The sequence below is a fragment of the Phenylobacterium sp. genome (assembly GCF_030698145.1).
Classification (GTDB): Bacteria; Pseudomonadota; Alphaproteobacteria; order Caulobacterales; family Caulobacteraceae; genus Phenylobacterium.
Genome location: NZ_JAUYNW010000078.1, coordinates 1 through 22,951 on the forward strand (window position 1 = coordinate 1; position 22,951 = coordinate 22,951).

Below are 22,951 nucleotides of genomic sequence, written 5' to 3' on the forward strand. Positions count from 1 at the left end.
CCAGCCGTTCCGGATGCTGGCCCACAACGGCGAGATCAACACCGTCAAGGGCAACATCAACTGGATGAAGTCCCACGAGATCCGCATGGCGGCCGACGCCTTCGGGGAACTGGGCGACGACGTGAAGCCGGTGATCCAGCCAGGCGGGTCGGACAGCGCGGCGCTGGACAACACCTTCGAGGTGCTGGTCCGGGCCGGGCGCGACGCGCCCATGGCCAAGGCCCTGCTGATCCCCGAGGCCTGGAACGCCCGCTCCGACGAGCAGATCAGCCCCGCGCACAAGGCGCTCTACGCCTATTGCAACGCGGTGATGGAGCCCTGGGACGGACCGGCCGCCATCTGCGCCAGCGACGGGCGCTGGGTGGTGGCCGGCAAGGACCGCAACGGGCTGCGGCCCCTGCGGGTGGCCTATACCGACGACGGCCTGCTGATCATGGGCTCGGAGGCCGGCATGTGCCGGGTCGACGAGGCCCGGATCGTCAAGAAGAGCCACATCGCGCCGGGCCGGATGATCGCCGTCGACCTGGCCGAGGGCCGGCTCTATGGCGAGGACGAGATCATCGACCATCTGGCGCAGCGCCACCCCTACGACCAGTGGCTGGGCAACATGGTCGACCTGGAGGCCCAGATCGGCGCCGGGCCCGAGCCCCGCGCCTATGGCCGCGAGGAGCTGGTCCGTCGCCAGGCCGCCGCCGGCATGAGCCTGGAGGACCTGGAGCTGATCCTGGCCCCCATGGTGGAGGACGCCAAGGAGGCGGTGGGCTCCATGGGCGACGACGCGCCCTTGGCGGTGCTTTCCGACCAGTACCGGCCGCTCAGCCACTTCTTCCGCCAGAACTTCAGCCAGGTGACCAACCCGCCGATCGACTCCTTGAGGGAAACGGCGGTGATGAGCCTGAAGACCCGGTTCAAGAACCTCGGCAACATCCTGGCCCAGGACGAGGCCCAGACCGACGTCTTCGTGCTGGAGAGCCCGGTGCTGACCACCGGCATGTACCAGCGGATCCTGGGCTTCATCGGCGAGAAGAACGTGGCGGTGGTGGACTGCACCATGCCGATCCCGGCCAGTGAGAGCCGTCCCGGCGACGCCTTGCGGGCCAATCTCGACCGCATCCGCGCCGAGGCCGAGGACGCCGCCCTGCGCGGCTGCGCCACCATCGTGCTCACCGACGAGGCCTGCGGTCCCGACCGCGTCGCCCTACCGATGATCCTGGCGACCGGCGGGGTGCATTCCTCGCTGGTGGCCAAGGGCCTGCGCTCCTACGTCTCGATCATCGTCCGCTCGGCCGAGTGCCTCGACACCCACTATTTCGCGGTGCTGGTGGGCTGCGGCGCCACGGCGGTGAACGCCTACCTGGCCCAGGAGAGCTTCCACGACCGCCTGGAGCGCGGCCTGACCGGCGAGCTGACGCTTCGCGACCTCTGCCTCAACTTCAAGCACGCCATCGAGGGCGGGCTCTTGAAGATCATCGCCAAGATGGGGATCGCGGTGATCTCCTCCTATCGCGGCGGCCTGAACTTCGAGGCGGTGGGCTTGTCACGCGCCCTGGTGGCCGAGTTCTTCCCCGGCATGCCCTCGCGCATCTCCGGCATCGGCCTGGCCGGTCTCGAGGCCAAGGTGGTCGACCTGCACCGCAAGGCCTGGGACCCGGCCGTGCTCAGCCTGCCGGTGGGCGGGCTCTACAAGGCGCGCCGCGCCGGGGAGAGCCACGCCTTCGAGGCCCGCATGATCCACACCCTGCAGGCCGCCTGCGATTCCGGCGACTACGGGACCTACAGACGCTTTTCCGAGGGCATGCGGCGCATGCCGCAGATCCAGCTCCGCGACCTGCTGGACCTGCGCTCCAGCGAACGGCCGATCAGCCTGGATGAGGTCGAGAGCGTCAATGAGATCAGGAAGCACTTCCTGACGCCCGGCATGAGCATGGGGGCGCTGAGCCCCGAGGCTCACGGGGTGCTGAACATCGCCATGAACCGGATCGGGGCCAAAAGCGTCTCCGGCGAGGGCGGCGAGGACAGCGCGCGCTACAAGCCCCTGCCCAACGGCGACAACCCCAACTCGGCGGTCAAGCAGATCGCCTCCGGCCGGTTCGGCGTCACCGCCGAGTACCTCAACCAGTGCCGCGAGATCGAGATCAAGGTCAGCCAGGGGGCCAAGCCAGGAGAAGGCGGCCAGCTGCCCGGCTTCAAGGTGACCGAGCTGATCGCCCGGCTGCGCCATGCGACGCCGGGGGTGATGCTGATCAGCCCGCCGCCGCACCACGACATCTATTCCATCGAGGACCTGGCCCAGCTCATCTACGACCTGAAGCAGATCAACCCCGACGCCCGGGTCTGCGTGAAGCTGGTGGCCATGACAGGCATCGGCGCCATCGCCGCCGGCGTGGCCAAGGCAAAAGCGGACGTGATCCTGATCTCCGGCAATGTCGGCGGCACGGGCGCCTCGCCCCAGACCTCGATCAAGTACGCGGGCGGGCCGTGGGAGATGGGTCTCAGCGAGGCCAACCAGGTCCTGACGCTGAACAACCTGCGCCACTCCGTGCGCCTGCGGGCCGACGGCGGCATGCGCACCGGCCGCGACGTGGTGATCGCCGCCATGCTGGGCGCGGAGGAGTACGGCATCGGCACCGCCAGCCTGATCGCCATGGGCTGCATCATGGTGCGCCAGTGCCACTCCAACACCTGCCCGGTGGGGGTCTGCACCCAGGACGAGGCCCTGCGCGCCAAGTTCACCGGCAGTCCGGAGAAGGTGATCAACCTCTTCACCTTCATCGCCGAGGAGGTGCGCGAGATCCTGGCGGGCCTGGGCTTCCGGTCGCTGACCGAGATCGTCGGCCGCACCGACCTGCTGCAGCAGGTCAGCCGCGGCGGCGAGCACCTGGACGACCTGGACCTGAACCCCCTGCTGGTCCGGGCCGACCCCGGGCTGAACAAGCCCTACTGCGTGGTCGAGGGCCGCACCGAGGTGCCCGACACCCTGGACGCCCAGATCGTCCGCGACGCCGCCCCCCTGCTGGAGCGGGGCGAGAAGATGCAGCTCACCTACACGGTGCGGAACACCGCCCGGGCCATCGGCGCGCGGACCTCGTCGCACATCGTGCGCAGGTTCGGCATGGACGGCCTCGCGCCGGGACACCTGACCGTCCAGCTCAAGGGCTCGGCGGGCCAGAGCCTGGGAGCCTTCGCCGTCCAGGGCCTGCGCATCGAGCTGACCGGCGAGGCCAACGACTATGTGGGCAAGGGCCTGTCGGGCGCGACCATCGTCATCAAGCCCTCGCCGCACCTGGCGGCGCCGGAGACCAACGCCATCCTCGGCAACACCGTGCTCTACGGGGCGACGGCAGGCCGGCTGTTCGCCGCGGGCCTGGCGGGCGAGCGGTTCGGGGTGCGCAATTCCGGGGCGGTCACGGTGGTCGAGGGCTGCGGCGCCAACGGGCTGGAATACATGACCGGCGGCCGGGCGGTGATCCTGGGCCCGGTGGGCTTCAACTTCGCCGCCGGGATGACCGGAGGCATGGCCTATGTGCTCGACCTGCACGACCGCTTCGAGACCATGCTCAACACCGACAGCGTGGTGATCCAGCGGATCGGCACCCACGCCTGGGAACACGACCTCAAGGCCCTGGTGGAGGAGCACGCGCGCGAAACGGGCTCGGCCTTCGCCGCCGGCATCCTGCGCGACTGGGACCGCTATCTCGGCAAGTTCTGGCAGGTGGTCCCGAAGGAAATGGTCCACCGCCTCGACCAGCCCCTGGCCGAGGAAGAAGCGGTGCATCACCGGGCTTGATCAAGCCCCCTCCACATCCACCCCAACGTACCGCGCCCGGGGACGGATGAGTTGGTCGGTCTGGCCTTGTTCGATGGCGTGAGCGATCCAGCCGGCGCAGCGGGCGACGGCGAAGAGGGCGAAGGGGGCGTCCTTGGGCAGCTTCAGGGTCTCGCCCAGGGAGACCAGGGCGAAGTCAACATTGGGCGCCAGGCCGGTGACGGCGGTGACCGCGGCCTGCAGCGCCTGCAGGTCCGGCGTCGGGGTGAACCGCTCCAGCAGCGCCTCGGCCCGGGGATCGCGGTCGGGATAGAGGTTGTGGCCGAAGCCGGGGATCAGGCGGTCCTCGGCCAGCAGGGCGGCGATGGCCGCGCGCGGGCTGGTGGCCGCGGCCTGGGCGGCGAAGCTCTGGCAGGCGGCGGCGGCCCCGCCGTGCCGAGGCCCTGACAAGGCCGCGAGGCCGGCGAGCGCGCTGGCCGCCAGGGAGGCGCCGGTGGACGCCGCCACCCGGGCCGCGAAGGTCGAGGCGTTGAGCTCGTGGTCGGCCAGGAGCACCAGGGCGCGGCGGATCAGGTCGGCGCCGGCTCCGCCCGGCCCCAGGCCCCAGGCCAGGGCCAGCCGGTTGGCGATTGCTCCGCCGCCCACCTGACCGGCCACGGCGTCAGTCAGCACGTCCAGCAGGGTGGCGGCCTCAACGGCCAGCGCCATGGGATTGCGGCCGCGGGCCGGCGGATCGACCCCGGCGCGGGCGGCCAAGGCGGCGAAGGCGCGGGAGCGCATGTCCGGTCCCTCCGGCGGCTTCGGACGGTCGGTGCGCTTGAGCGCCACCCCGTGGCCGCCGCGCAGCAGCCGGGCGACGCCCTCCAGAGTCTCGGTCTCCGACAGGGTCACCGCGTCGCGACCCCGGTAGTAGAGCCGGCCGCTCGAGATGGTGGTGATGGCCGAGGCCAGGACCGGCTCGCCCCAGGCGATGGCCCCGGCGGCCACCTCCGCCACCTTGCGGCTACGGTTCTTGCGGGCGGTCAGGGCGGCGATGTCGGCGGCGCGATAAAGGCTGCGGCGGGGATCACGGGGATCGGCGCGGACCTGGACCCGGCCCCGGCTGACATAGGCGTAGAGGGTCTGGGGCCGGACGCCCAGGCGTTCGCGGGCCTCGTCGGCGGCGATCCAGTCGGTCTTGGCGGCCTGAGCGGTCATATGTTGATTATATTGATCAAGATTGACGCATCCAGCTTGGCGGCAAATATCGCGTCAAGCAAGAGGAGATGCGCCATGTCCGATGGCCTTGAGAATGTCGTCGCCGCCGAGACCGTGATGTCAGAGGTCGACGGCCAGCGCGGCGTGCTGATCATCCGCGGCCGGTCGCTGGACGACCTGGCCGGCCGCACCCGGTTCGAAGAGGTGGCCCGGCTGCTGTTCGACGGGTTCTTCGACGACCTGCCCGATGACCTGACCGCCGCCCTGGGCGCGGCCCGCGCCGAGGTGTTCGGCGAGGTGGCGGCCCTGGACACCGGCCTGATGGACCGCAGCCCCATCGAGGCCATGCGGGCGCTCACCGCCCGGTTGGCCGACGGCGACGACCTGGCCACGGCGTTGCGCCTGATGGCCGCGCCGGCGGTGTTCACCGCCGCGGTGGTCCGCGCCCAGGCCGGCGAGGCGCCTGTCGTCCCCGATCCCAGCCTGACCCACGCCGCCGACATCCTGCGCATGACCCGGGGCGCGGCCCCGACCCAGGCCGAGATCGACGCGCTGGACACCTATCTGGTGACGGTGAGCGACCACGGCCTCAACGCCTCGACCTTCGCCGCCCGGGTGATCGCCTCGACGCGAGCGGGCCTGACCTCCGCCGTGGTCGGCGGGATCAGCGCGCTGAAGGGTCCGCTGCACGGCGGCGCGCCCGGCCCGATCATCGACATGCTGAACGAGATCGGCCGGCCGGAGAACGCCCGGACCTGGATCGAGGAGGCGCTGGCCCGCGGCGACCGGCTGATGGGCTTCGGCCATCGGGTCTACCGGGTGCGCGACCCGCGCGCCGACGCGCTCAAGGCGGCGGTGCGGCGGATGCGCGACGGCGGGGGCAGCCAGCCGGCGCGGGTGGCGTTCGCCGAGGCCGTGGAGGCCGCGGCTCTCGCCATCCTCAAGGAGCACAAGCCCGACCGGGCGCTGGACACCAATGTGGAGTTCTACACGGCGCTGCTGCTCGAGGCCCTGGCCTTCCCCCCGTCCGCCTTCACCTGCGTCTTCGCCATGGGCCGGGTCGCCGGCTGGATCGCCCACGCCCGCGAACAGGTGGCCGGCGGCCGGCTGATCCGCCCCCAGTCACGCTATGTGGGGCCGACGCCGCTGAAGGCGGCCTAGCAACCCGCATCGGTGCGACAAATCGGAGTGCTATTCGCGCTGGGGTTGCCGAGCCGACAAGGGTAGACAGGCGGTATGAGCCCCGCCCCAAGCCTCACCGCCGCGGAGACCGCCAAGCTGACCCGGCGGGTGACCCTGCTGTCGGTCGCCGTGGCCCTGGTGCTGGTGAGCCTGAAGGCCGTCGCGTGGCTGGCCAGCGGGTCGGTCGCCCTGCTCGCCTCGATGGCCGATTCCGGGCTCGACCTGGTGGCTTCGCTGGTGACGTACTTCGCCGTGCGCTACGCGGCGGCCCCGCCGGACGACGAGCACCGGTTCGGCCATGGCAAGGCCGAGGCCTTCGCCAGCCTGGTGCAGGCGGGTCTGGTCTTCGCCTCGGCGGCCCTGATCGGCCAGGAGGCCATTCGCAGCCTGATCGAACCCGAGCCCCTGCGCCAGGAAGGTCTGGCCGTCGCGGTGATGGTGGTCTCCATCGTGCTGACCGGCGGGCTGATCGCCGCCCAGAGCAGGGTCCTGCGCCGCACCGCCTCCATCGCGGTGGCCGGCGACCGGGCCCACTACGCCACAGACCTGGCCTCAAACGCCGTGGCGCTGCTGGGTATTGCGGCCGCGGCCTGGCTGGGACTCGGCCACTTGGACGCGGTCGCGGCCGTGGTGATCAGCGGCCTGCTGCTCTGGGGCGCGGTCGCGGTGTTCCGAGATTCCTCGAACCAGCTCATGGACCACGAACTGCCCCAGGCCGATCGCGAGGCGATCGTCGCCCTGGTGACCGCCGACCCCCGCCTGACCGACGTGCACCAGCTGCGCACCCGCGCATCGGGCCCCTACATCCACATGCAGATGCATGTGGATCTCGACCCGAAGCTTTCGCTGGAGGAGGCTCATTCCGTCCTGGTGGCCGCCGAGAAGCGCGTGCTGAACGCCTATCCCCGCGCCGACATCCTGATGCATCCCGATCCGCGTGGCGCGGCCGAGCCGCACGGCGGCGCATTCGCGGAAACGACACTCGGTAAACGCGCCCTTAACGCGGACGAGCGATAGTCGTCCACTGATGAGCGCAGAACGCACCCTTCACCATTTCCCGCTCGACCCCGCCTCGCGCCAGGTGCGCCTGGCGCTGGGCGAGAAGCGCCTGCCCTTCGCCGAAGAGCCGGCGAAGTACTGGGAACGGCCCTCCGAGCTGATCGCCATGAACGCCTCGGGCCTGACCCCGGTGCTGACCATCGGCTCAGGCCGCGACCGGCTGGTGTTGTGCGAGAGCCGCGCCATCCTCGACCATCTGGAGGAGGCCCATCCCGAGCCGCCGCTGCTGGGCCGCGAGCCCGCCGAGCGGGCCGAGGCGCGGCGGCTGCTGCAATGGTTCGACCGCAAGTTCGACTACGAAGTCGGCGGCTTCCTACTGCACGAGAAGATGGAGAAGCGGCTGCTGGGCCTGGGCTCGCCCGACCTGGCGGCCCTGCGCCAGGGGCGCGACGCCCTGCGCCAGCACCTGGTCTATGTGGAAGGCCTGCTCTCGACCCGCGACTGGCTGGCCGGCAAGCGGCTGTCCCTGGCCGATTTCGCCGCCGCCGCGCACCTGTCGGTGATCGACTATTTCGGCGATGTGCCCTGGCGCGACTTCCCGGCGGTCAAGACCTGGTACATGAAGCTGAAATCGAGGCCGGCCTTCCGGCCCCTGCTGGCCGATCGCTGGCCCGGCCTCGCGCCGGCGCCGCATTATGACGATCTCGACTTCTGACACCGCAAAAGAGCTGATCGCCGCCAAGGCCGCCGAGTTGGGCTTCGACGCCTGCCGGTTCGCCGACGTGAGCCAGGCCTGGCCGGCGGGCGAACGGCTGGTGGAGTTTCTGGACCAGGGTCGCCATGGCGAGATGGGCTGGCTTCAAGAGACGGCCGAGCGCCGCAGCCATCCGCGCGCCATGTGGGCCGGCGCGCGCACCGCCATCATGCTGGGGACCAATTACGGGCCCGACGCCGACCCGCTGGCGGCGCTCGAGCGCAAGGACCGCGGAACGATCAGCGTCTACGCCCAGGGGGACGACTATCACGAGCTGATCAAGGGTCGGCTGAAGCAGCTCGCCGGCTGGCTGGCGGCCAAGTTCGGCGGCGAGCTGAAGGTGTTCGTCGACACCGCGCCGCTGATGGAGAAGCCCCTGGCCGAACAGGCGGGCCTGGGCTGGCAGGGCAAGCACACCAACCTGGTGAGCCGCGAGTTCGGCTCCTGGCTGTTCCTGGGCTCGATCCTCACCGAGCTGGAGCTGGCGCCCGATGGCCTGAGCGGCGGGTCCTGCGGACAGTGCCAGGCCTGCCTGGACATCTGCCCGACCAAGGCCTTCCCGGCCCCCTACCAGCTGGATGCGCGGCGCTGCATCTCCTACCTGACCATCGAACTGAAGGGCCCGATCCCGCGGGAGTTCCGCGAGGCGCTGGGCAACCGGATCTATGGCTGCGACGACTGCCTGGCGGTCTGTCCCTGGAACAAGTTCGCCGCGCTCGCCCGTGAACAGCGGTTGCACGCCCGCAACGCCCTGCGGGCGCCGACCCTGGAGGACCTGGCCGCCCTGGACGACGCGGCGTTCCGGACCCTGTTCGCCAAGAGCCCGGTCAAGCGCGTCGGCCGCGACCGATTCGTGCGCAATGTGCTCTACGCCATCGGCAATTCGGGCGAGGCCCGGCTGGCGGCGCGCGCCCAGGCCCTGCTGGCCGACCCCTCGCCTTTGGTGCGCGGGGCCGCGGTCTGGGCCCTGTCGCGGCTGCTGGACGCAGAGGCGTTCGAGGGCCTGCGGCGAGCGTCGGCCGAGACCGATCCCGATGTCCTGGCCGAGTGGTTTTCGCCGCCTCTCCCCGCTTGAGACAGGACTATCGTATATGCGGCGGGACCAAAGATGCTTCCTCACTGGGGGAGCTGGCCCGAAGGGCCTGAGGGGGACTTCAACCCCTGCTGAGACCCGTCGAACCGCCGTCAAAGGCCATTTTAGTCCCCCTCACCCTACCCTCTCCCCCCGAAAGATGGGTGGAGAGGAGGCGATTTTGCAGGCGCTATCCCTGGAGCGCCGCGTAGGCCGCTTCGATCAGGCGTTTCGGCCGGCCGTCGCCCAGCAGGTCGGTGGACTGCTTGTTCATCACATAGGCGCCGGCCAGCTTGGTCTCCGGATCGGCGAAGGCGCAAGAGCCGCCCCAGCCTGAGTGGCCGAAGGTCGCCTCGCCGGGTCCCCAGACCTTGACCGGGGCGTTGCGCATGAAGCCGGCCCCCCAGCTCATCTCGAAAGGCAGGACCAGGTCCTGGCCGCTGATGCGCTCGCGGCTGGCCTCAGCGATCAGGGCCGGCGACAGGATCACCTCGCCGTCCAGCCAGCCGTCATTGGCCAGCGCGCCCATCAGCCGGGCCAGGGCAAGGGCGGTCGCATGTCCGTTCGCCGACGGGATCTCGATCCGCCGCCACTCGGCCTGGCCGCGTCCGGCCGGCGAGGACCAGGGGGTGAGGAAGGCCGCCTTGGTCGCGGCGTTGACCTCGCCGAAGTTCGCCAGGCCTTTCGGCCGCTGCAGGTCGGCGGCTCGGGCGTGTTCGCTGTCGGGAAGGCCGATCCAGAGATCCAGCTCGAAGGGCTGCGCCAGATCCTCGCGCAGGGCCTTGCCCATGGTGCGACCGTCCACCCGGCGGAAGATCTCGCCCGCCGTGTAGCCAAAGGTGATGGGGTGGTAGCCGCTGGCGGTCCCCGGCGGCCAGATCGGAGCCATGGCCGCCAGCCGGGCGCAAATGGCGTCCCAGTCGAACCAGAGGGCGGGGTCCATCTCGTCCGGGAAGCCGGAGAGGCCGTCCTGGTGGCTCATCACCTGCTCGACGGTGATCGCCGCCTTGCCGTTCTGTGCAAACTCGGGCCAGACCTCGGCCACCGGCTGGTCGTACCAGAGCTTCCCGGCGTCCACGAGGCGGGCGATCAGCAGGGCGGCCAGCGCCTTGGTCGTGGAGAAGACCGGCGTCAGGGTCGTCTCGTCGAACGGCCTCGTCCGCTGGCGGTCGGCGTGGCCGGCCCAGAGGTCGACCACCGTCTCGCCGGCGCGCACCAGGGCGAAGCGCGCGCCCAGCTCCTGGCCGGCTTCGAAATTGGCGGCGAAGGCGTCGCGCACGGCGGAGAAGCCGTCCTTCGCGAAACCGTGAATCTCGACCATGCTCGGTCCTCGTCAGGCGAGGGGTTCTATACGCATCTCGGCGTCCGGGCGCATCAGCCGCGCGCCGAGGGCCACGATGGGCAGGCCCAGGACCGTGTCTTCCGCCTCGAGCGCCATGGCCACGGCGCGGGCGGCGCGCTCGGCGGCGGCAGGGCCCGCCAGGCCCTGGACCAGGCCAGCGGCGAAGACCGCGGTCACCAGGTCGCCGGTCCCGTTGGGCGCGCGATCGCGCCGGGCGTGGGCGAACAGGGTCGAGCCCCGCGGTGTGCAGCAGGCCAGGCCGACCTCGCCTTCACCAGCGGGGACCGAGGTGACCAGGGCGGGCTTGCCCAGAGCACGCACCGCATCGACCACGCCGGCCGCGTCGGCGATCTCCCGGCCGGTGAGGTGGGATAGCTCCCAGAGGTTGGGGGTGATCCAGTCGGCCAGCGGCACGAGGTCCTGGCTGACCTCGCGGGCGACTTCGGGGCGCACATAGAGCCCCTTGGGCGCGTCGCCGAGCACGGGGTCGACCACCACGATCGCCGCCGGATTGGCCGCCCGGACCCGGCGGATCGTCTGCGAGGCGAGCATCACCTGATAGGGCGAGGAGAAGTGTCCGGTGACGACGAGGTCGAGGGTGTCGAAGACGCCGGCGGCCTCGACGCCGTCCAGCAGGTCCCGCAGCAGTTCGGCCTCGACCGGCTTGCCGCGTCCGCCCTTGGCGGGGCTTGCGCCGAGCAGGACCGTGGGCAGCAGGATCGGATCGATCCCGCAGGCCGCCAGGGCCAACTGCTGGGCGCCGCCGCCGATCCGGTCGGCGGCGACATAGGAGGAGAGGATCAGCGCGAGCGGCATCCTCTCCTCCTACATCATCCTAGTAGCGGTAGTGGTCCGGCTTGAACGGACCGGTTTCCGGCACGCCGATATAGTCGGCCTGGTCCTTGGAGAGCGTGGTCAGCTTCGCGCCCAGCTTGGCCAGGTGCAGCATGGCCACCTTCTCGTCGAGGTGCTTGGGCAGGGTGTAGACCTTGGTCTCGTACTTGGCCGCGTTGGTCCAAAGTTCGATCTGGGCCAGGGTCTGGTTGGTGAAGCTGGCGCTCATCACGAAGCTGGGGTGGCCGGTGGCGTTGCCCAGGTTCACCAGGCGGCCTTCCGACAGGAGGATGATCTTCTTGCCGTCCGGGAACTCGATGTGGTGGACCTGATCCTTGATCTTGTCCCACTTGAAGTTCTTCAGGCCCGCGACCTGAATCTCCGAGTCGAAGTGGCCGATATTGGCGACGATGGCGTTGTTCTTCATCCGCCGCATGTGGTCGACGGTGAGGACGTCCTTGTTGCCGGTGGCGGTGACGAAGATGTCGGCCTTGTCGGCGACGTCTTCCATGGTCTGGACCTCATAGCCCTCCATGGCCGCCTGCAGGGCGCAGATCGGGTCGATCTCGGTGACGATGACGCGGGCGCCGCCGTTCTTCAGCGAGGCGGCCGAGCCCTTGCCCACGTCGCCATAGCCCAGAACCACGGCGACCTTGCCCGACAGCATGACGTCGGTGCCGCGGCGGATGGCGTCGACCAGGCTCTCGCGGCAGCCATAGAGGTTGTCGAACTTCGACTTGGTGACGCTGTCATTGACGTTGATCGCCGGGAACGGCAGTTCGCCGCGCTCGCTCATCTGGTAGAGGCGGTGGACCCCCGTGGTGGTCTCTTCCGACACGCCGGTGCAGGCCTCGCGGATGGCCGTATAGAAGCCGGGCTTTTCCTTCAGATAGCGCTTCATCACCGTGAAGAGCGCTTCTTCCTCCTCGTTCTGCGGGTTGTTCAGGACGCTCGGGTCCTTCTCGGCCTTGGGGCCCAGCACGCAGAGCAGGGTGGCGTCGCCGCCGTCGTCGAGGATCAGGTTCGGGTAGCCGCCATCATGCCACTCGAAGATCTTGTGGGCGTATTCCCAGTACTCGATCAGGTTCTCGCCCTTGATGGCGAAAACCGGGGTGCCGGCGGCGGCGATGGCCGCGGCGGCGTGGTCCTGGGTGGAGAAGATGTTGCACGAGGCCCAGCGGACTTCGGCGCCCAGGGCTTCCAGGGTCTGGATCAGCACGGCGGTCTGGATGGTCTTGTGCAGGGAGCCGGCGATGCGGGCGCCCTTCAGCACCTGGGCCTTGCCGAACTCGGCGCGCACGGCCATCAGGCCCGGCATCTCGGTTTCGGCGATGGCGATTTCCTTGCGACCGAAGTCGGCGAGGGTGATGTCTTTCACGACGTAGTCGGTCATGGGGCGTCCTGTCGGCGGAAGTGCGTTTGACGGCTCTATAGCCGCGCGCCCGACAAGGAGCAACAAACACATAAAGATTTCTTTATATGACTGGGCTCACCAGAAGACGGGCTCCGCCCGCAGGGTGTCCAAGGCCTTGGCGGCGGCCTTCAGGGTCTTGGGTTTCTGGGCCTGGCGGGCGGTCAGCAGGCGTCTGGCGGCCGCGAGCGCCGCGCCCTTGAGCGACAGCCGCTCCACCAGTTCGGCGGCCACCACCCCGTCGTTCAGCGCGCCCAGATGCTCCTGCAGGGCCTTCAAGGTCTTGATGAAGGGTTTGGCGTCGGTGTCGAACAGGGGGGCGAAGGCCTCGGCGGCGTAGCGCAGCTTCTTGGCGGCGATCCGCGCCTCGTGGCGATCGGCGTCGGTCACGGCGGCGAGGTCGGCGCCGAACTTCAGCAGGGTCTTGCGCCGGTGGGCCAGGGCCTTGGCCGCGAAGCCCTGGACCGGCGCCTCGCGGACGCGGCGGGCGCCCTTGCCGTGGGTGGTGAGCCAGGCGCCGGTCTCCACCCAGGCGGTGGTCTCCAGGACCAGGTCGCGGAACCGGCCGGAGGCGACGGCGGCGCAGGCCTTGGCGTGGCCGCGCTGGCGGGCGGCCTCCACCAGGGTGGCCAGGGCCGTCAGGTCCAGGCCCGGCTGGGCGAAGGCGTCGTTGTCCAGGGCGAAGACATCCAGGTCGCGGGCCTCGTCGCAGGCTCGGGCCAGCCACTTCAGCTCGACCTTGATCGCCTCGGCCCGATCGCCGCCGGCCACGGCCTTGAAGGTCGAGATGGCGCTACGCAGGCGGCGGACGGCGACGCGGAGCTGGTGGACGGCCTCGACGCTGTCGGCCTCGCGCAGGACCACCCCGTTGGCGGCGATCTGGACGAGGGCGTTGCGGGCGATGGCCTGGAAGGCCTGGGCGGTCGACAGGCCGCGGGCCAGGGGCGCCTTGTCGTGCCGGCGCGGGGCGCGGTCGGCGCCGTCGACCAGGCCCTGGCCTTGCGTGGCCTTGCCGTCGAACGAGAGATAGAGCGGCGCGGTCCTGGAGAGCTGGCGGGCCAGTTCGAACAACGGGTCGCAGCCGCCGGCCTTCAGCTCCAGCTCCACCTCGCTGACCCGCCGGACCCGCTCGCCGGCCTGGACCTCGCCCTCGTCGACGGCGATCTCGATGCGCGATCCGCCGAAGTCGAAGGTGCGCTGGCGGCGGACCACGCGCACGGTGAAGCAGGGGCTGAGCGCCTTGCGCCGCCCCGCCGCCGGCAGGGCGGCCTTCAGGGCCGACATGGCGAGGTCGAGACCCGCGCCCTTCAGGGTCGCCTCGTGCTCCTCGCGGGCGAAGCCGTCGCCGCGCTTGAGGGTCTGCACCCGCTTGCCGCCGCCCTCGCGGATGCGCAGGGAGATCCGCTGCTTGCGCAGGTCCCCGTTCGGCGTGTCGTAATAGGTGGAGACGAGGTCCTTGCTCTGGGTTTCGCCGTCGGGGGCGGCGGCCAGCACGGCCGCGAGGTCGGCCGGCTCGCAGAGAAATTTCAGCTCAATCTCGTCTTCCGCTACGTGCATAGGCTAAAGGCTCCCGGTCGGTGGCGCTCCCGCCTGGGAGTCAGGCCGCCCAATGGCGCCCGTTCGCTCCAGGAGATCCAAGATGAACGCTCACGTCCGTCCCGTCGATCCCGCGCAACCTCGACATGATTGGACGCTAGCGGAGGTGGAGGCCCTGTTCGAGCTTCCCTTCGCCGAACTGGTGTTCCGCGCGGCGACGATCCACCGCGCCTGGTTCGATCCCACCGAGGTGCAGCTTTCGCAGCTGCTGTCGGTCAAGACCGGCGGCTGCGCCGAGAACTGCGGCTATTGCAGTCAGTCCCAGCACTTCAAGACCGGTGTCGCCGCCACCAAGCTGATGGACGCCGACAGCGTGATCGCCGCCGCCGCCGAGGCCAAGGCCGGCGGGGCGCAGCGCTTCTGCATGGGCGCGGCCTGGCGCGATCTGAAGGACCGCGACGTGCCCAAGGTGGCCGCCATGATCTCGGGCGTGAAGGCGCTCGGCCTTGAGACCTGCGCCACGCTCGGCATGATGACCCGCGACCAGGCCCAGGCGCTCAAGGACGCCGGCCTCGACTACTACAACCACAACCTCGACACCGGGCCGGACTATTACGACAAGGTGGTCACCACCCGGACCTACCAGGACCGGCTGGACACCCTGGAGGCCGTGCGCTCGGTCGGCATGTCCACCTGCTGCGGCGGCATCGTCGGCATGGGCGAGACCCGCGTCGATCGCGCCGGCCTGCTGCACGCCCTGGCCACCCTGCCGGCCCATCCCGACAGCCTGCCGATCAACGACCTGATGCCGATCCCGGGCACCCCGCTGGGCGGCTCCAACCCAGTGGACGGCTTCGAGTTCGTTCGCATGATCGCCGTCGCCCGCATCGTCTGTCCGAAGACCGTGGTGCGGCTCTCGGCTGGCCGCGAACACATGAGCCGGGAACTGCAGGCGCTCTGCTTCCTGGCCGGGGCCAACTCGATGTTCATCGGCGGGCGCCTGCTCACCACCGCCAATCCCGATCGCGACACCGACGCGGCGCTGATGGCCGAGCTCGGCATGAGGCCGATGACCATGGGCGCGCGACAGACCGCGGAGGTCTAAGGGGACTCGCGAACAAGCTCCTAGGCGTTGGTGGCTCGCCCCGAGGTGTTCAGCGCCACGGCGGCGCGAATGAGGGCCTTCAACGCCTCTTCGTCGATCTCGTCGCCCTCATGGAAATCGATGGCGCGCCGGGTGTTACCCTCGAGGCTGGAGTTGAAGAGACCTGAAGGGTCCTCCAATGCGGCGCCCTTGGCGAAGGTCATCTTCACGACCTTCTTGTGCGTCTCGCCGGTGCAGATCATTCCGGCGTGACACCACACCGGAACCCCTCTCCACTTCCACTCCTCGACCGCTTCGGGGTCGGCCTGTTTCACGAGAGCTCGCACCCGATCGAGCGTTGCGCCCCGCCAGTCACCCAGGTCCTTGATTTTCGCGTCGATCAGTTGAGAGGGAGAGTTCCCTCCATTTTCGTCCGTCAAGCCACGTCTCCTCGTCTTGATAGCTGTTGTCGTTCGCCGCTCACATTCGCTCGCCGGGCAGTTGGCTGGCCTGCTTCACCCAGGCGGCGAACTGAGCTTCGTCGACCGGGTCGCCCTCATGGATGTGGAAGTAGCGCGTATCCTGGCTCTTGGACTCGCCGGGCGGAACGGGCTGCAACGAGGCGCCGCGGAAGAAGGCGACCTTCACGTACCTGGTGAAGCAATGGAAGCTGAGGAACCAGACCTGGTCCTCGACGCCATAGAAGGGCGAGTTCCACTTGACGGCTTTCCGGACACCGGGGACCGCGCCCTCGATGAGCGCGTCGAGGCGGCGGCCGACGTCGCTCTTCCAGCCCGGCATGGCCGCGATGTAGGCCTGGACGGGGGCGTCGCCGTGGCCCATGGCGATCTGAGGGTTGCCGCCGGACAGGAGGGCAGGCTTGGCGCCGGGCTTGGCCATTGCGATCACCCCTATCCCTCGGCGTGTCGCCCACCGCGCCGCTTGGCGGCATACGGCAGCGCGAACATGTAGAGGCCGGATAGCGTCATGAAGGCGAGCGGAAACAGCGGCAGGAAGTACACCCAGGGGGCGGGTTCCTTGCCCAATCCCAGGGTGACGAAGATGGCGGCGACGACCACCGTAAAGACGATGGAAAGCCAGCGGTGGGTCCACCGAATCCAAGTGTTCCAGTTCAATGGGACCTCCTCTGAAGACGAGCGATGGGGGTAGGTGGGGCGGCGGCTCAGTCCATCCGCGCCAGGAGCTGGTCCAGGTTTTCAAGGAACTGCCGCCAGCCGGCCTTGGCGCCGCCGAAGGCCTGTTTCTGATCCGGCCGGAAGCCCACCTGCTCCATGCGCAAGTGCGTGCCCGTGCTCGTCGGGGTCAGCGTGAAGGTCACCACGCTTGTCAGATCGAAGGCCGCATCGTCGTGCTTGAAATTCCAGGTGTAGGACAAGGTCTTGTGCGGCTCGACGGCCAGGACCTCGCAGTCCAGCACGCCGCCCCAGCCGCCGCGAAGATTGAAACGGTGGCCCACGACAGGCTCGAAGTCGTTCTTCATGAGCCACTCTTCCATGAGGTGCGGTTGGGTGAGCGCGCGCCAGAGCTTTTCGGGCGGGTGGGGGATATCCCGTTCGACCACGGCGGACTGCGTCTCGGTCGCGAGTTTGATCATTGGTCGATCCTTTTGAGTAGGTCTTCGAGGTGGTCGAACCGGGTTTCCCAGAACCCGGTCATTTGGCTTGTCCAGTCGGTCAGCGGGGCCAGGGCGCCGAGCTGGGCGCAATAATGCGTCTTGCGACCTTCGTGGCGGTCGCGCACCAGCCCGGCCTGCTTCAGAACCCCGAGATGCTTTGAGACGGCCGGTTGCGAGACCCCGGCCCGGGCCGTCAGGGCCCCGACGGTCTGCTCCCCTTCGCGGCACAGTCGTTCGAAGAGCGCCCGCCGCGTCGGATCGGCGAGTGTCCTGAAGAGCACGTCGTGGGCGTTGGGCATTGGGACTCATAACTCGCTGGCTATCGATCGAACTCATAACCAACGGGATATGTGTGAGTCAACCGGGAACGTGGAGCGGCGTCTCATGCCGATTGCTTCGGCGACCTGTTCGTCATCGCCCATCCGGCCTAGTTTCGCGGGCCGCGGGCGCCTATCTGGCTGGCTCAACCGACATCGTGGGGACGTCTTGCAGCCGATCATTTCCGTATCCGGTCTCTCGAAGACCTATGCCGGGGGGTTCCAGGCGCTGAAGAGCGTCGACCTGGAGATCCGCCGTGGCGAGATCTTCGCCCTGCTGGGCCCGAACGGCGCCGGCAAGACCACCCTGATCAGCATCGTCTGCGGGATCGTCAACGCGACCACGGGCAGCGTGGTCGCCGACGGCCACGACATCCGCAAGGAATACCGCGCCGCCCGCGCCAAGATCGGCCTGGTGCCCCAGGAGCTGTCCACCGACGCCTTCGAGACGGTCTGGGACACGGTGAAGTTCTCCCGCGGCCTGTTCGGCAAGCCGCCGAACCACGCCTATATCGAGAAGGTCCTCCGCGACCTCAGCCTTTGGGACAAGAAGGACAGCAAGATCATGGCGCTCTCGGGCGGCATGAAGCGCCGCGTGATGATCGCCAAGGCGCTCTCCCACGAGCCGAAGATCCTATTCCTGGACGAACCCACCGCCGGGGTCGATGTCGAGCTGCGCCGCGACATGTGGGAGATGGTCCGAGGCCTGCGGGCCAACGGTGTGACCATCATCCTGACCACCCACTATATCGAGGAGGCCGAGGAGATGGCCGACCGGATCGGGGTGATCAACAACGGCGAACTGATCCTGGTCGAGGACAAGGACGTGCTCATGCGCAAGCTGGGCAAGAAGCAGCTCACCCTGCACCTGCAGACGCCGCTGACCGACCTGCCCGCGGGACTCGACGCCTACCAGCTCGAACTGGCCGCCGACGGCCATGAGCTGGTCTACACCTTCGACGCCCAGGCCGACGAGACCGGCATAGCCATCCTGCTGCGCCAGCTCGACGGCGTGGGCGTGGACTTCAAGGACCTCCAGACCAAGGAAAGCTCCCTGGAGGAGATCTTCGTCAGCCTGGTGAGCACGCGCCCATGAACCTGCACGCCATCAAGGCCATCTACATCTTCGAGCTGGCGCGCACCTGGCGCACCCTGCTGCAGTCGATCGCCTCGCCGGTGATCTCGACCTCGCTCTATTTCGTGGTCTTCGGCTCGGCCATCGGCTCGCGGATGGCGGAGATCGATGGGGTCAGCTACGGCGCCTTCATCGTGCCCGGCCTGATCATGCTGTCGATCCTGACCGAGAGCATCTCCAACGCCAGCTTCGGCATCTACATGCCCAAGTGGTCCGGCACGATCTACGAGGTGCTGTCGGCCCCGATCTCGGCCTTCGAGATCGTCATCGGCTATGTCGGGGCCGCGGCCACCAAGTCCGTCATCCTGGGCCTGATCATCCTGGCCACGGCGCGGCTGTTCGTGGACTTCAGCATCCTGCACCCCTTCGTGATGCTGGCCTTCCTGGTGCTTACCTCGCTGACCTTCAGCCTGTTCGGCTTCGTCATCGGCGTCTGGGCCGACGGCTTCGAGAAGCTGCAGATCGTGCCGACGATGATCGTGACCCCGCTGACCTTCTTAGGGGGAAGCTTCTATTCGATCAGCATGCTGCCCGACGTCTGGCAGAAGATCGCCCTGTTCAACCCGGTGGTCTATCTGGTCTCGGGCTTCCGCTGGGCCTTCTACGGGGTTTCCGACGTCGACGTGGGGCTCAGCCTGGCGGCCACGTTCGGCTTCATGGCTCTCTGCCTTCTGGCGATCTGGCAGATCTTCCGCACGGGCTACAAGCTGAAGACCTGACCTGCGCGGTCATGCCTAAGGCCGTCTTAGGGACGCTTCTTCACGCTGGATTCAGCGCGGTTTCGCAAGGTGCGGCGCTGGTGAGGCCCCATGCATATTTCGAAGCTTACGGCGGGCCAGACCGGGTCGCCCGCCCCGAATTCCCCTGGCGGCAGCGCCGCCACGGCGGCGCTGAACGACCCTTCGTCGGGCCTCGACCGCCAGTTGAAGGCCTATCAGGTCCTGGTCGGCCGCTGGCGCGAAGCCGGTCACGACGAACGCGCGGCCCTGGCGCCGACGCTGACCGAGTCGCCTTTCGCCAAGCGCGTGCAGTCGACCTTGAACGCCTTCACCCGCGCCGCCTGGGCCGGTCCCGAGGCCGTCCCGCCCGCGCCGCAGGCCAAGATGCTGGAAGCCTTCGACGCCCTCTCGGAGGACGACCGGGAGATCGTCGCAGCCATGCAGCTCGATGCGTCCGGCAGGGCCGCCAACGCCACGCCGGAGGCCTATCGCGCGCGCCTGCAGGCCGACCTGGAAGCCGCCCCGCCGCCGGCTCGCGGACGAGACACCGTCACCTTGTCGCAGGAGGCCCTGGACCACCTGGCCGGCCAGGCCGACGCCGCGCCGGCTCCGGAGCGGCCGTCGGTCGAGGGCCGAACCCGCATGGACCTCGCCGCGGCCGTCACGGCCTACGCCAGGGCGGGCGGCTGACGCTCGCCTATTCGTCCTCGTCGAAGCGGCGGGCGACGAGTTCGGTCAGGGCTTCCAGGGCGGCGGCGGCTTCCGATCCCTCGGCCTCGATCTCGATGGCGCTGCCGGGGCCCGCGGCCAGCATCATCAGCCCCATGATCGAACGGGCGTCGACGGTCTGACCGTCCTTGGACACCCGGACCTCAGCCTCGAAGCTGGAGGCGAGCTTGACGAACTTGGCCGAGGCGCGGGCGTGCAGCCCCCGCTTGTTGATGACGTCGACGTTGCGGACTTGGCTCACTTCTCGCCGGCCAGCACGTAGGAGGCGACGGAGATGTACTTGCGGCCGGCCTCCTGGGCGCAGGCGACGCAATCTTCCAGGTTCTGCTTGGTCCGCACCGAGGCCAGCTTGATCAGCATGGGCAGGTTCAGCCCCGCGATCACCTCGGCCTTGGTCTGCTCCATCACCGAGATGGCGAGGTTCGAAGGCGTGCCGCCGAACATGTCGGTCAGCAGGATCACGCCGGCGCCGGTGTTCACGCGTTCGCAGGCCGCAAGGATGTCCTTGCGGCGCTTCTCCATGTCGTCCTCGGGGCCGATGCAGATCGAGGCCACCGCGCTTTGCGGGCCGACCACATGCTCCATGGCGAACACGAATTCCTCGGCCAGTCGCCCGTGCGTGACGATCACGAGCCCGATCATGCCAACTCTCTCAACGGGAATCCCCACCCGGCCGCGGCGAGACGCCGGCCGCGAGGGCGTCTTGATACGCCCCTTCCGTCGCCGCTCCAAGATGCTGCAATGCGCGACGGAGTTTCGCAGGTGCGCTGGATTCAAGCGGTGCGAGACTTAGGGCGGGTATGTTCAACCCAGCGTAGTTTTCGACCGCCGGATCGGGCATTCTGTCCACAGGTCCGCAGCGGATCGACAGTGCGATGCGGCAGAACGGGATCGGCGGTTCGGGCAGGACGCCGAGGCCGCGCACCTCCAGGAGACCGGCCAGGGCGTCGGGCGCGCGGCCGTACAGCACCCCCTCGCAGGCCCAGACCAGGGTGCGGTCGTCGGCCACCAGCCGGAAGCCGTGGTCGAGGCAGCGCAGGGCCAGGTCGCTCTTGCCCGCGCCCGAGTCGCCGGCGATCAGCACGCCGCGCCAGCCGCCGGGCAGGAAGGCCGCGATCAGCCCGGCGTGGAGGATCACCGCCGGGCCTCCGGCAGGGTGACGATGAAGCGCGCGCCGGCGACCTTGCCGTCCCCGTCGCTGCGGTTCTCCGCCCGGACCGTCCCACCCTGGGCCGCGGCGATCTGGCGGGCGATGGACAGGCCCAGGCCCGAATTGCCGCCGAAGGCCGAGCCCTTGGGCCGCGAGGTGTAGAACCGCTCGAACACGGTCTCCAGATTGTCGACGGGGATGCCCGGGCCGTCGTCCTCGATCAGGACGATCGCCTCGCCCCGGACGGGCTCGAGGCTCACCCGCACCTCGCCGCCCGGCGGGCTGAACGAGCGGGCGTTGTCGATCAGGTTGCGGAAGAGCTGGCCCAGCGGCCCCTCGCGCCCGGCGACCATGATCGGCTCCAGGGTGTCGGCGACGCGGAACACCACGCCCGGTTCGCCCTTGCGCCGGGTGTCCTGGTAGAGCTGCGCCACCTCCCCGATCAGCCGGCCCAGGTCCAGGGCGCGGACGTCCTCCCGCGACAGCTCGGCGTCCAGGCGCGAGGCGTTGGAGATGTCGGTGACCAGCCGGTCCAACCGCTGGACGTCGTTCTTCAGGATGGCCAGCAGCCGGTCGCGGGCGGCCGGGTCGGAGACCAGGTCAAGGGTCTCCACCGCCGAGCGCAGGGAGGTGAGTGGATTCTTGATCTCGTGGGCCACGTCGGCGGCGAACCGCTCGATGGCGTCCATCCGCTCCGACAGGGCCTGGGTCATGTCCTCGAGGCTGCGGGTCAGGTCGCCAAGCTCGTCGTCGCGCCGGGCGAGGTCGGGCAGGGAGATGGCCCGGGCCCGCGACAGCCGCACGCCGTCGGCGGCCTTGGACAACCGTCGGACCGGCTGGGCGATCAGGTTGTTGAGCAGCACCGAGGACAGGATGCTGACCGTGATGGCGATCATGATGAAGGGCGCCAGGGCCGCGCGCTCGGCGGCGATGATCTCGTCGACGTCGCTGGCCTCCAGGGTCAGTACCCCCAGCACCGCTTGGACATGCTGGATGGGGATGGAGACCGAAACCACGCGCTCGCCGTCCTCGGCCGTGCGCATCCCGACCACCGGGGCGCCGCGCATGGCCTGGCTGACCTCGATGGCCAGGGTCCGCTGGGCGGCCCCGGCCGCCGGCGGCGGCGGCGGGCGGCCCATGTTCAGGTCGAGACTGAGCCCGCCGGCGTCCTCGCGGGCCCTGGCCGGCGGCAGCACCTTCCACTCCACCCGGTCGGCGACCCAGTAGCTGTCGGCGATCAGCCGACCTCTGGCGTCGAACAGCCGGGCGCGCTGCGAGCGTGGATTGGACAGGATCTGCAGGATCTCGCTGGCCGCCCCCGCGTCCAGCTGCGGCGTCGGCTCGCCCACCGTGGCGGCGCGGTTGATCACGTTGACGATCAGCTCGCCCTGGGTCGTCAGACTGTCGATCCGCGCACCCACCAGGCCGCGGCGCAGTTCGTTCAGCACCAGGGCGCCGCCGATCAGGATCGCCAGGCCCAGGACGTTGAGCGCGATGATCGTCCGGCCCAGCCGCGAGCCCGGCAGCCAGCGCAGCCACCAGGACTGGCGCAGGCGCGCAGGCTTGCTCGGGGCCGTCCTGGAATCAGGCTTCGCGGTATCTGTAACCGACGCCATAGAGCGTTTCGATTGCGTCGAACTCAGGATCGACCTCGCGGAACTTCTTCCGCATCCGCTTGATGTGGCTGTCGATGGTGCGGTCATCGACATACACCTGATCGTCGTAGGCCGCGTCCATCAGGTTGTCGCGGCTCTTCACGAAGCCCGGCCGCTGCGCCAGCGACTGCAGCAGCAGGAACTCGGTGACCGTCAGCTTCACCGGCTTTCCGTCCCACAGGCAGTCGTGGCGGGCGGGGTCCAGGGTGAGCTTGCCGCGCTTCAGCGCCCGGGCCGCGGCCTCGGCGCCGCCTGCCGCCGCGGCGGCGGTGTCCTCGCCCTCGATCCCGGCGCGGCGCAACACCGCCTTCACCCGCTCGATCAGCAGGCGCTGGCTGAAGGGTTTGTGCATGTAGTCGTCGGCGCCCAGGTTGAAGCCCAGGATCTCGTCGATCTCCTCGTCCTTGGAGGTGAGGATGATCACCGGCAGGTC

Annotated in this window: 24 protein-coding genes; 9 read left to right on the forward strand and 15 right to left on the reverse strand. The window is 69.2% G+C overall.

Translation table 11 applies throughout. From position 1 onward, the window contains the following. Positions 1-3,787, forward strand: a 3,787-nt coding sequence (gene gltB / locus Q8Q77_RS11110) for a glutamate synthase large subunit (RefSeq protein WP_305583638.1), incomplete at its 5' end; no start/stop codon positions are given. On the opposite strand, the gene Q8Q77_RS11115 is transcribed toward gltB, so the two are convergent. Next, positions 3,788-4,963 carry a citrate synthase gene (locus tag Q8Q77_RS11115; RefSeq protein WP_305583639.1) on the reverse strand — a complete coding sequence of 392 codons (1,176 nt, stop codon included), beginning with the start codon at positions 4,961-4,963 and terminating at the stop codon, positions 3,788-3,790. Positions 4,964-5,038: 75 nt separating this feature from the next. On the opposite strand from Q8Q77_RS11115, the gene Q8Q77_RS11120 reads away from it, so the two are divergent. From Q8Q77_RS11120 to queG, 4 genes are all read left to right on the forward strand, one after another. Further along, complete coding sequence (locus tag Q8Q77_RS11120; RefSeq protein WP_305583640.1) at positions 5,039-6,124, forward strand: citrate synthase/methylcitrate synthase; 1,086 nt, start codon at positions 5,039-5,041, stop codon at positions 6,122-6,124. Between the two features lie 75 nt (positions 6,125-6,199). Continuing rightward, on the forward strand, positions 6,200-7,162 hold the full coding sequence (locus Q8Q77_RS11125; protein WP_305583641.1) for a cation diffusion facilitator family transporter: 963 nt from the start codon (positions 6,200-6,202) through the stop codon (positions 7,160-7,162). 10 nt (positions 7,163-7,172) lie between these two features. Next, positions 7,173-7,859, forward strand: coding sequence for a glutathione S-transferase family protein (locus tag Q8Q77_RS11130; protein WP_305583642.1), 687 nt, complete (start codon positions 7,173-7,175; stop codon positions 7,857-7,859). Next, the gene (gene queG, locus Q8Q77_RS11135; protein ID WP_305583643.1) at positions 7,840-8,973 is read left to right on the forward strand and encodes a tRNA epoxyqueuosine(34) reductase QueG; all 1,134 of its coding nucleotides are present in this window, start codon (positions 7,840-7,842) and stop codon (positions 8,971-8,973) included. The genes Q8Q77_RS11130 and queG overlap by 20 nt, the downstream gene beginning before the upstream one ends. A 187-nt stretch (positions 8,974-9,160) precedes the next feature. Here the strand turns inward: queG and Q8Q77_RS11140 are convergent, their stop codons facing one another. The 4 genes from Q8Q77_RS11140 to Q8Q77_RS11155 all read right to left on the reverse strand — a co-directional run bounded on the left by Q8Q77_RS11140 (position 9,161) and on the right by Q8Q77_RS11155 (position 14,114). After that, positions 9,161-10,291, reverse strand: a complete 1,131-nt coding sequence (locus Q8Q77_RS11140; protein WP_305583644.1) for a serine hydrolase domain-containing protein — start codon at positions 10,289-10,291, stop codon at positions 9,161-9,163. Positions 10,292-10,303: 12 nt separating this feature from the next. Next, positions 10,304-11,128, reverse strand: a complete 825-nt coding sequence (locus tag Q8Q77_RS11145) for a PfkB family carbohydrate kinase (protein WP_305583645.1) — start codon at positions 11,126-11,128, stop codon at positions 10,304-10,306. 19 nt (positions 11,129-11,147) lie between these two features. Beyond that, positions 11,148-12,539 carry an adenosylhomocysteinase gene (gene ahcY, locus Q8Q77_RS11150; protein WP_305583646.1) on the reverse strand — a complete coding sequence of 464 codons (1,392 nt, stop codon included), beginning with the start codon at positions 12,537-12,539 and terminating at the stop codon, positions 11,148-11,150. Between the two features lie 96 nt (positions 12,540-12,635). Further along, a complete protein-coding gene (locus Q8Q77_RS11155) occupies positions 12,636-14,114 on the reverse strand; it encodes a CYTH and CHAD domain-containing protein (protein ID WP_305583647.1) in 1,479 nt (492 codons plus the stop codon). Between the two features lie 82 nt (positions 14,115-14,196). Here Q8Q77_RS11155 and bioB point away from each other — a divergent pair, with 82 nt between their 5' ends. Further along, complete coding sequence (gene bioB, locus Q8Q77_RS11160) at positions 14,197-15,198, forward strand: biotin synthase BioB (protein ID WP_305583648.1); 1,002 nt, start codon at positions 14,197-14,199, stop codon at positions 15,196-15,198. Between the two features lie 20 nt (positions 15,199-15,218). On the opposite strand, the gene Q8Q77_RS11165 is transcribed toward bioB, so the two are convergent. The 5 genes from Q8Q77_RS11165 to Q8Q77_RS11185 are packed head-to-tail and all read right to left on the reverse strand — an operon-like array spanning position 15,219 to position 17,112. Beyond that, positions 15,219-15,617, reverse strand: coding sequence for a DUF1801 domain-containing protein (locus Q8Q77_RS11165; RefSeq protein ID WP_305583649.1), 399 nt, complete (start codon positions 15,615-15,617; stop codon positions 15,219-15,221). A gap of 40 nt (positions 15,618-15,657) precedes the next feature. After that, a complete protein-coding gene (locus Q8Q77_RS11170; protein ID WP_305583650.1) occupies positions 15,658-16,077 on the reverse strand; it encodes a DUF1801 domain-containing protein in 420 nt (139 codons plus the stop codon). Positions 16,078-16,088: 11 nt separating this feature from the next. Then, complete coding sequence (locus Q8Q77_RS11175; RefSeq protein ID WP_305583651.1) at positions 16,089-16,313, reverse strand: hypothetical protein; 225 nt, start codon at positions 16,311-16,313, stop codon at positions 16,089-16,091. 47 nt (positions 16,314-16,360) lie between these two features. Continuing rightward, complete coding sequence (locus tag Q8Q77_RS11180; protein ID WP_305583652.1) at positions 16,361-16,792, reverse strand: SRPBCC domain-containing protein; 432 nt, start codon at positions 16,790-16,792, stop codon at positions 16,361-16,363. Continuing rightward, the gene (locus tag Q8Q77_RS11185) at positions 16,789-17,112 is read right to left on the reverse strand and encodes a helix-turn-helix transcriptional regulator (protein WP_305583653.1); all 324 of its coding nucleotides are present in this window, start codon (positions 17,110-17,112) and stop codon (positions 16,789-16,791) included. Before Q8Q77_RS11185 ends, Q8Q77_RS11180 begins: the two co-directional genes overlap by 4 nt. 121 nt (positions 17,113-17,233) lie before the next feature. Between Q8Q77_RS11185 and Q8Q77_RS11190 the strand changes: the two genes are divergently transcribed. The 3 genes from Q8Q77_RS11190 to Q8Q77_RS11200 all read left to right on the forward strand — a co-directional run bounded on the left by Q8Q77_RS11190 (position 17,234) and on the right by Q8Q77_RS11200 (position 19,674). Then, positions 17,234-18,226 carry an ABC transporter ATP-binding protein gene (locus Q8Q77_RS11190; protein ID WP_305583661.1) on the forward strand — a complete coding sequence of 331 codons (993 nt, stop codon included), beginning with the start codon at positions 17,234-17,236 and terminating at the stop codon, positions 18,224-18,226. Then, entirely contained in the window at positions 18,223-18,984 is a 762-nt protein-coding gene (locus tag Q8Q77_RS11195) for an ABC transporter permease (protein WP_305583654.1), read from the forward strand. The genes Q8Q77_RS11190 and Q8Q77_RS11195 overlap by 4 nt, the downstream gene beginning before the upstream one ends. 90 nt (positions 18,985-19,074) lie before the next feature. After that, the gene (locus Q8Q77_RS11200; protein ID WP_305583655.1) at positions 19,075-19,674 is read left to right on the forward strand and encodes a hypothetical protein; all 600 of its coding nucleotides are present in this window, start codon (positions 19,075-19,077) and stop codon (positions 19,672-19,674) included. Positions 19,675-19,681: 7 nt separating this feature from the next. Here Q8Q77_RS11200 and Q8Q77_RS11205 read toward each other — a convergent pair whose 3' ends face one another. The 5 genes from Q8Q77_RS11205 to Q8Q77_RS11225 all read right to left on the reverse strand — a co-directional run. Continuing rightward, positions 19,682-19,954, reverse strand: coding sequence for an HPr family phosphocarrier protein (locus Q8Q77_RS11205; RefSeq protein ID WP_305583656.1), 273 nt, complete (start codon positions 19,952-19,954; stop codon positions 19,682-19,684). Beyond that, positions 19,951-20,355, reverse strand: coding sequence for a PTS sugar transporter subunit IIA (locus Q8Q77_RS11210; RefSeq protein WP_305583657.1), 405 nt, complete (start codon positions 20,353-20,355; stop codon positions 19,951-19,953). The genes Q8Q77_RS11205 and Q8Q77_RS11210 overlap by 4 nt, the downstream gene beginning before the upstream one ends. Positions 20,356-20,365: 10 nt before the next feature. After that, on the reverse strand, positions 20,366-20,851 hold the full coding sequence (locus Q8Q77_RS11215; protein ID WP_305583658.1) for an HPr kinase/phosphorylase: 486 nt from the start codon (positions 20,849-20,851) through the stop codon (positions 20,366-20,368). Beyond that, positions 20,848-22,479: a stimulus-sensing domain-containing protein gene (locus Q8Q77_RS11220; RefSeq protein WP_305583659.1), complete on the reverse strand. Its 1,632-nt coding sequence runs from the start codon at positions 22,477-22,479 to the stop codon at positions 20,848-20,850. The genes Q8Q77_RS11215 and Q8Q77_RS11220 overlap by 4 nt, the downstream gene beginning before the upstream one ends. After that, a partial coding sequence (locus Q8Q77_RS11225) for a response regulator transcription factor (protein ID WP_305583660.1) occupies positions 22,448-22,951 on the reverse strand: 504 nt, incomplete at its 5' end. The genes Q8Q77_RS11220 and Q8Q77_RS11225, both read right to left, overlap by 32 nt.

Coding starts and splice junctions, on each gene's coding strand:
- Q8Q77_RS11115 (WP_305583639.1), bottom strand. CDS start 4,963: ATGACCGCTCAGGCCGCCAAGACCGACTGGATCGCCGCCGACGAGGCC.
- Q8Q77_RS11120 (WP_305583640.1), top strand. CDS start 5,039: ATGTCCGATGGCCTTGAGAATGTCGTCGCCGCCGAGACCGTGATGTCA.
- Q8Q77_RS11125 (WP_305583641.1), top strand. CDS start 6,200: ATGAGCCCCGCCCCAAGCCTCACCGCCGCGGAGACCGCCAAGCTGACC.
- Q8Q77_RS11130 (WP_305583642.1), top strand. CDS start 7,173: ATGAGCGCAGAACGCACCCTTCACCATTTCCCGCTCGACCCCGCCTCG.
- queG (WP_305583643.1), top strand. CDS start 7,840: ATGACGATCTCGACTTCTGACACCGCAAAAGAGCTGATCGCCGCCAAG.
- Q8Q77_RS11140 (WP_305583644.1), bottom strand. CDS start 10,291: ATGGTCGAGATTCACGGTTTCGCGAAGGACGGCTTCTCCGCCGTGCGC.
- Q8Q77_RS11145 (WP_305583645.1), bottom strand. CDS start 11,128: ATGCCGCTCGCGCTGATCCTCTCCTCCTATGTCGCCGCCGACCGGATC.
- ahcY (WP_305583646.1), bottom strand. CDS start 12,539: ATGACCGACTACGTCGTGAAAGACATCACCCTCGCCGACTTCGGTCGC.
- Q8Q77_RS11155 (WP_305583647.1), bottom strand. CDS start 14,114: ATGCACGTAGCGGAAGACGAGATTGAGCTGAAATTTCTCTGCGAGCCG.
- bioB (WP_305583648.1), top strand. CDS start 14,197: ATGAACGCTCACGTCCGTCCCGTCGATCCCGCGCAACCTCGACATGAT.
- Q8Q77_RS11170 (WP_305583650.1), bottom strand. CDS start 16,077: ATGGCCAAGCCCGGCGCCAAGCCTGCCCTCCTGTCCGGCGGCAACCCT.
- Q8Q77_RS11180 (WP_305583652.1), bottom strand. CDS start 16,792: ATGATCAAACTCGCGACCGAGACGCAGTCCGCCGTGGTCGAACGGGAT.
- Q8Q77_RS11185 (WP_305583653.1), bottom strand. CDS start 17,112: ATGCCCAACGCCCACGACGTGCTCTTCAGGACACTCGCCGATCCGACG.
- Q8Q77_RS11195 (WP_305583654.1), top strand. CDS start 18,223: ATGAACCTGCACGCCATCAAGGCCATCTACATCTTCGAGCTGGCGCGC.
- Q8Q77_RS11200 (WP_305583655.1), top strand. CDS start 19,075: ATGCATATTTCGAAGCTTACGGCGGGCCAGACCGGGTCGCCCGCCCCG.
- Q8Q77_RS11210 (WP_305583657.1), bottom strand. CDS start 20,355: ATGATCGGGCTCGTGATCGTCACGCACGGGCGACTGGCCGAGGAATTC.
- Q8Q77_RS11220 (WP_305583659.1), bottom strand. CDS start 22,479: ATGGCGTCGGTTACAGATACCGCGAAGCCTGATTCCAGGACGGCCCCG.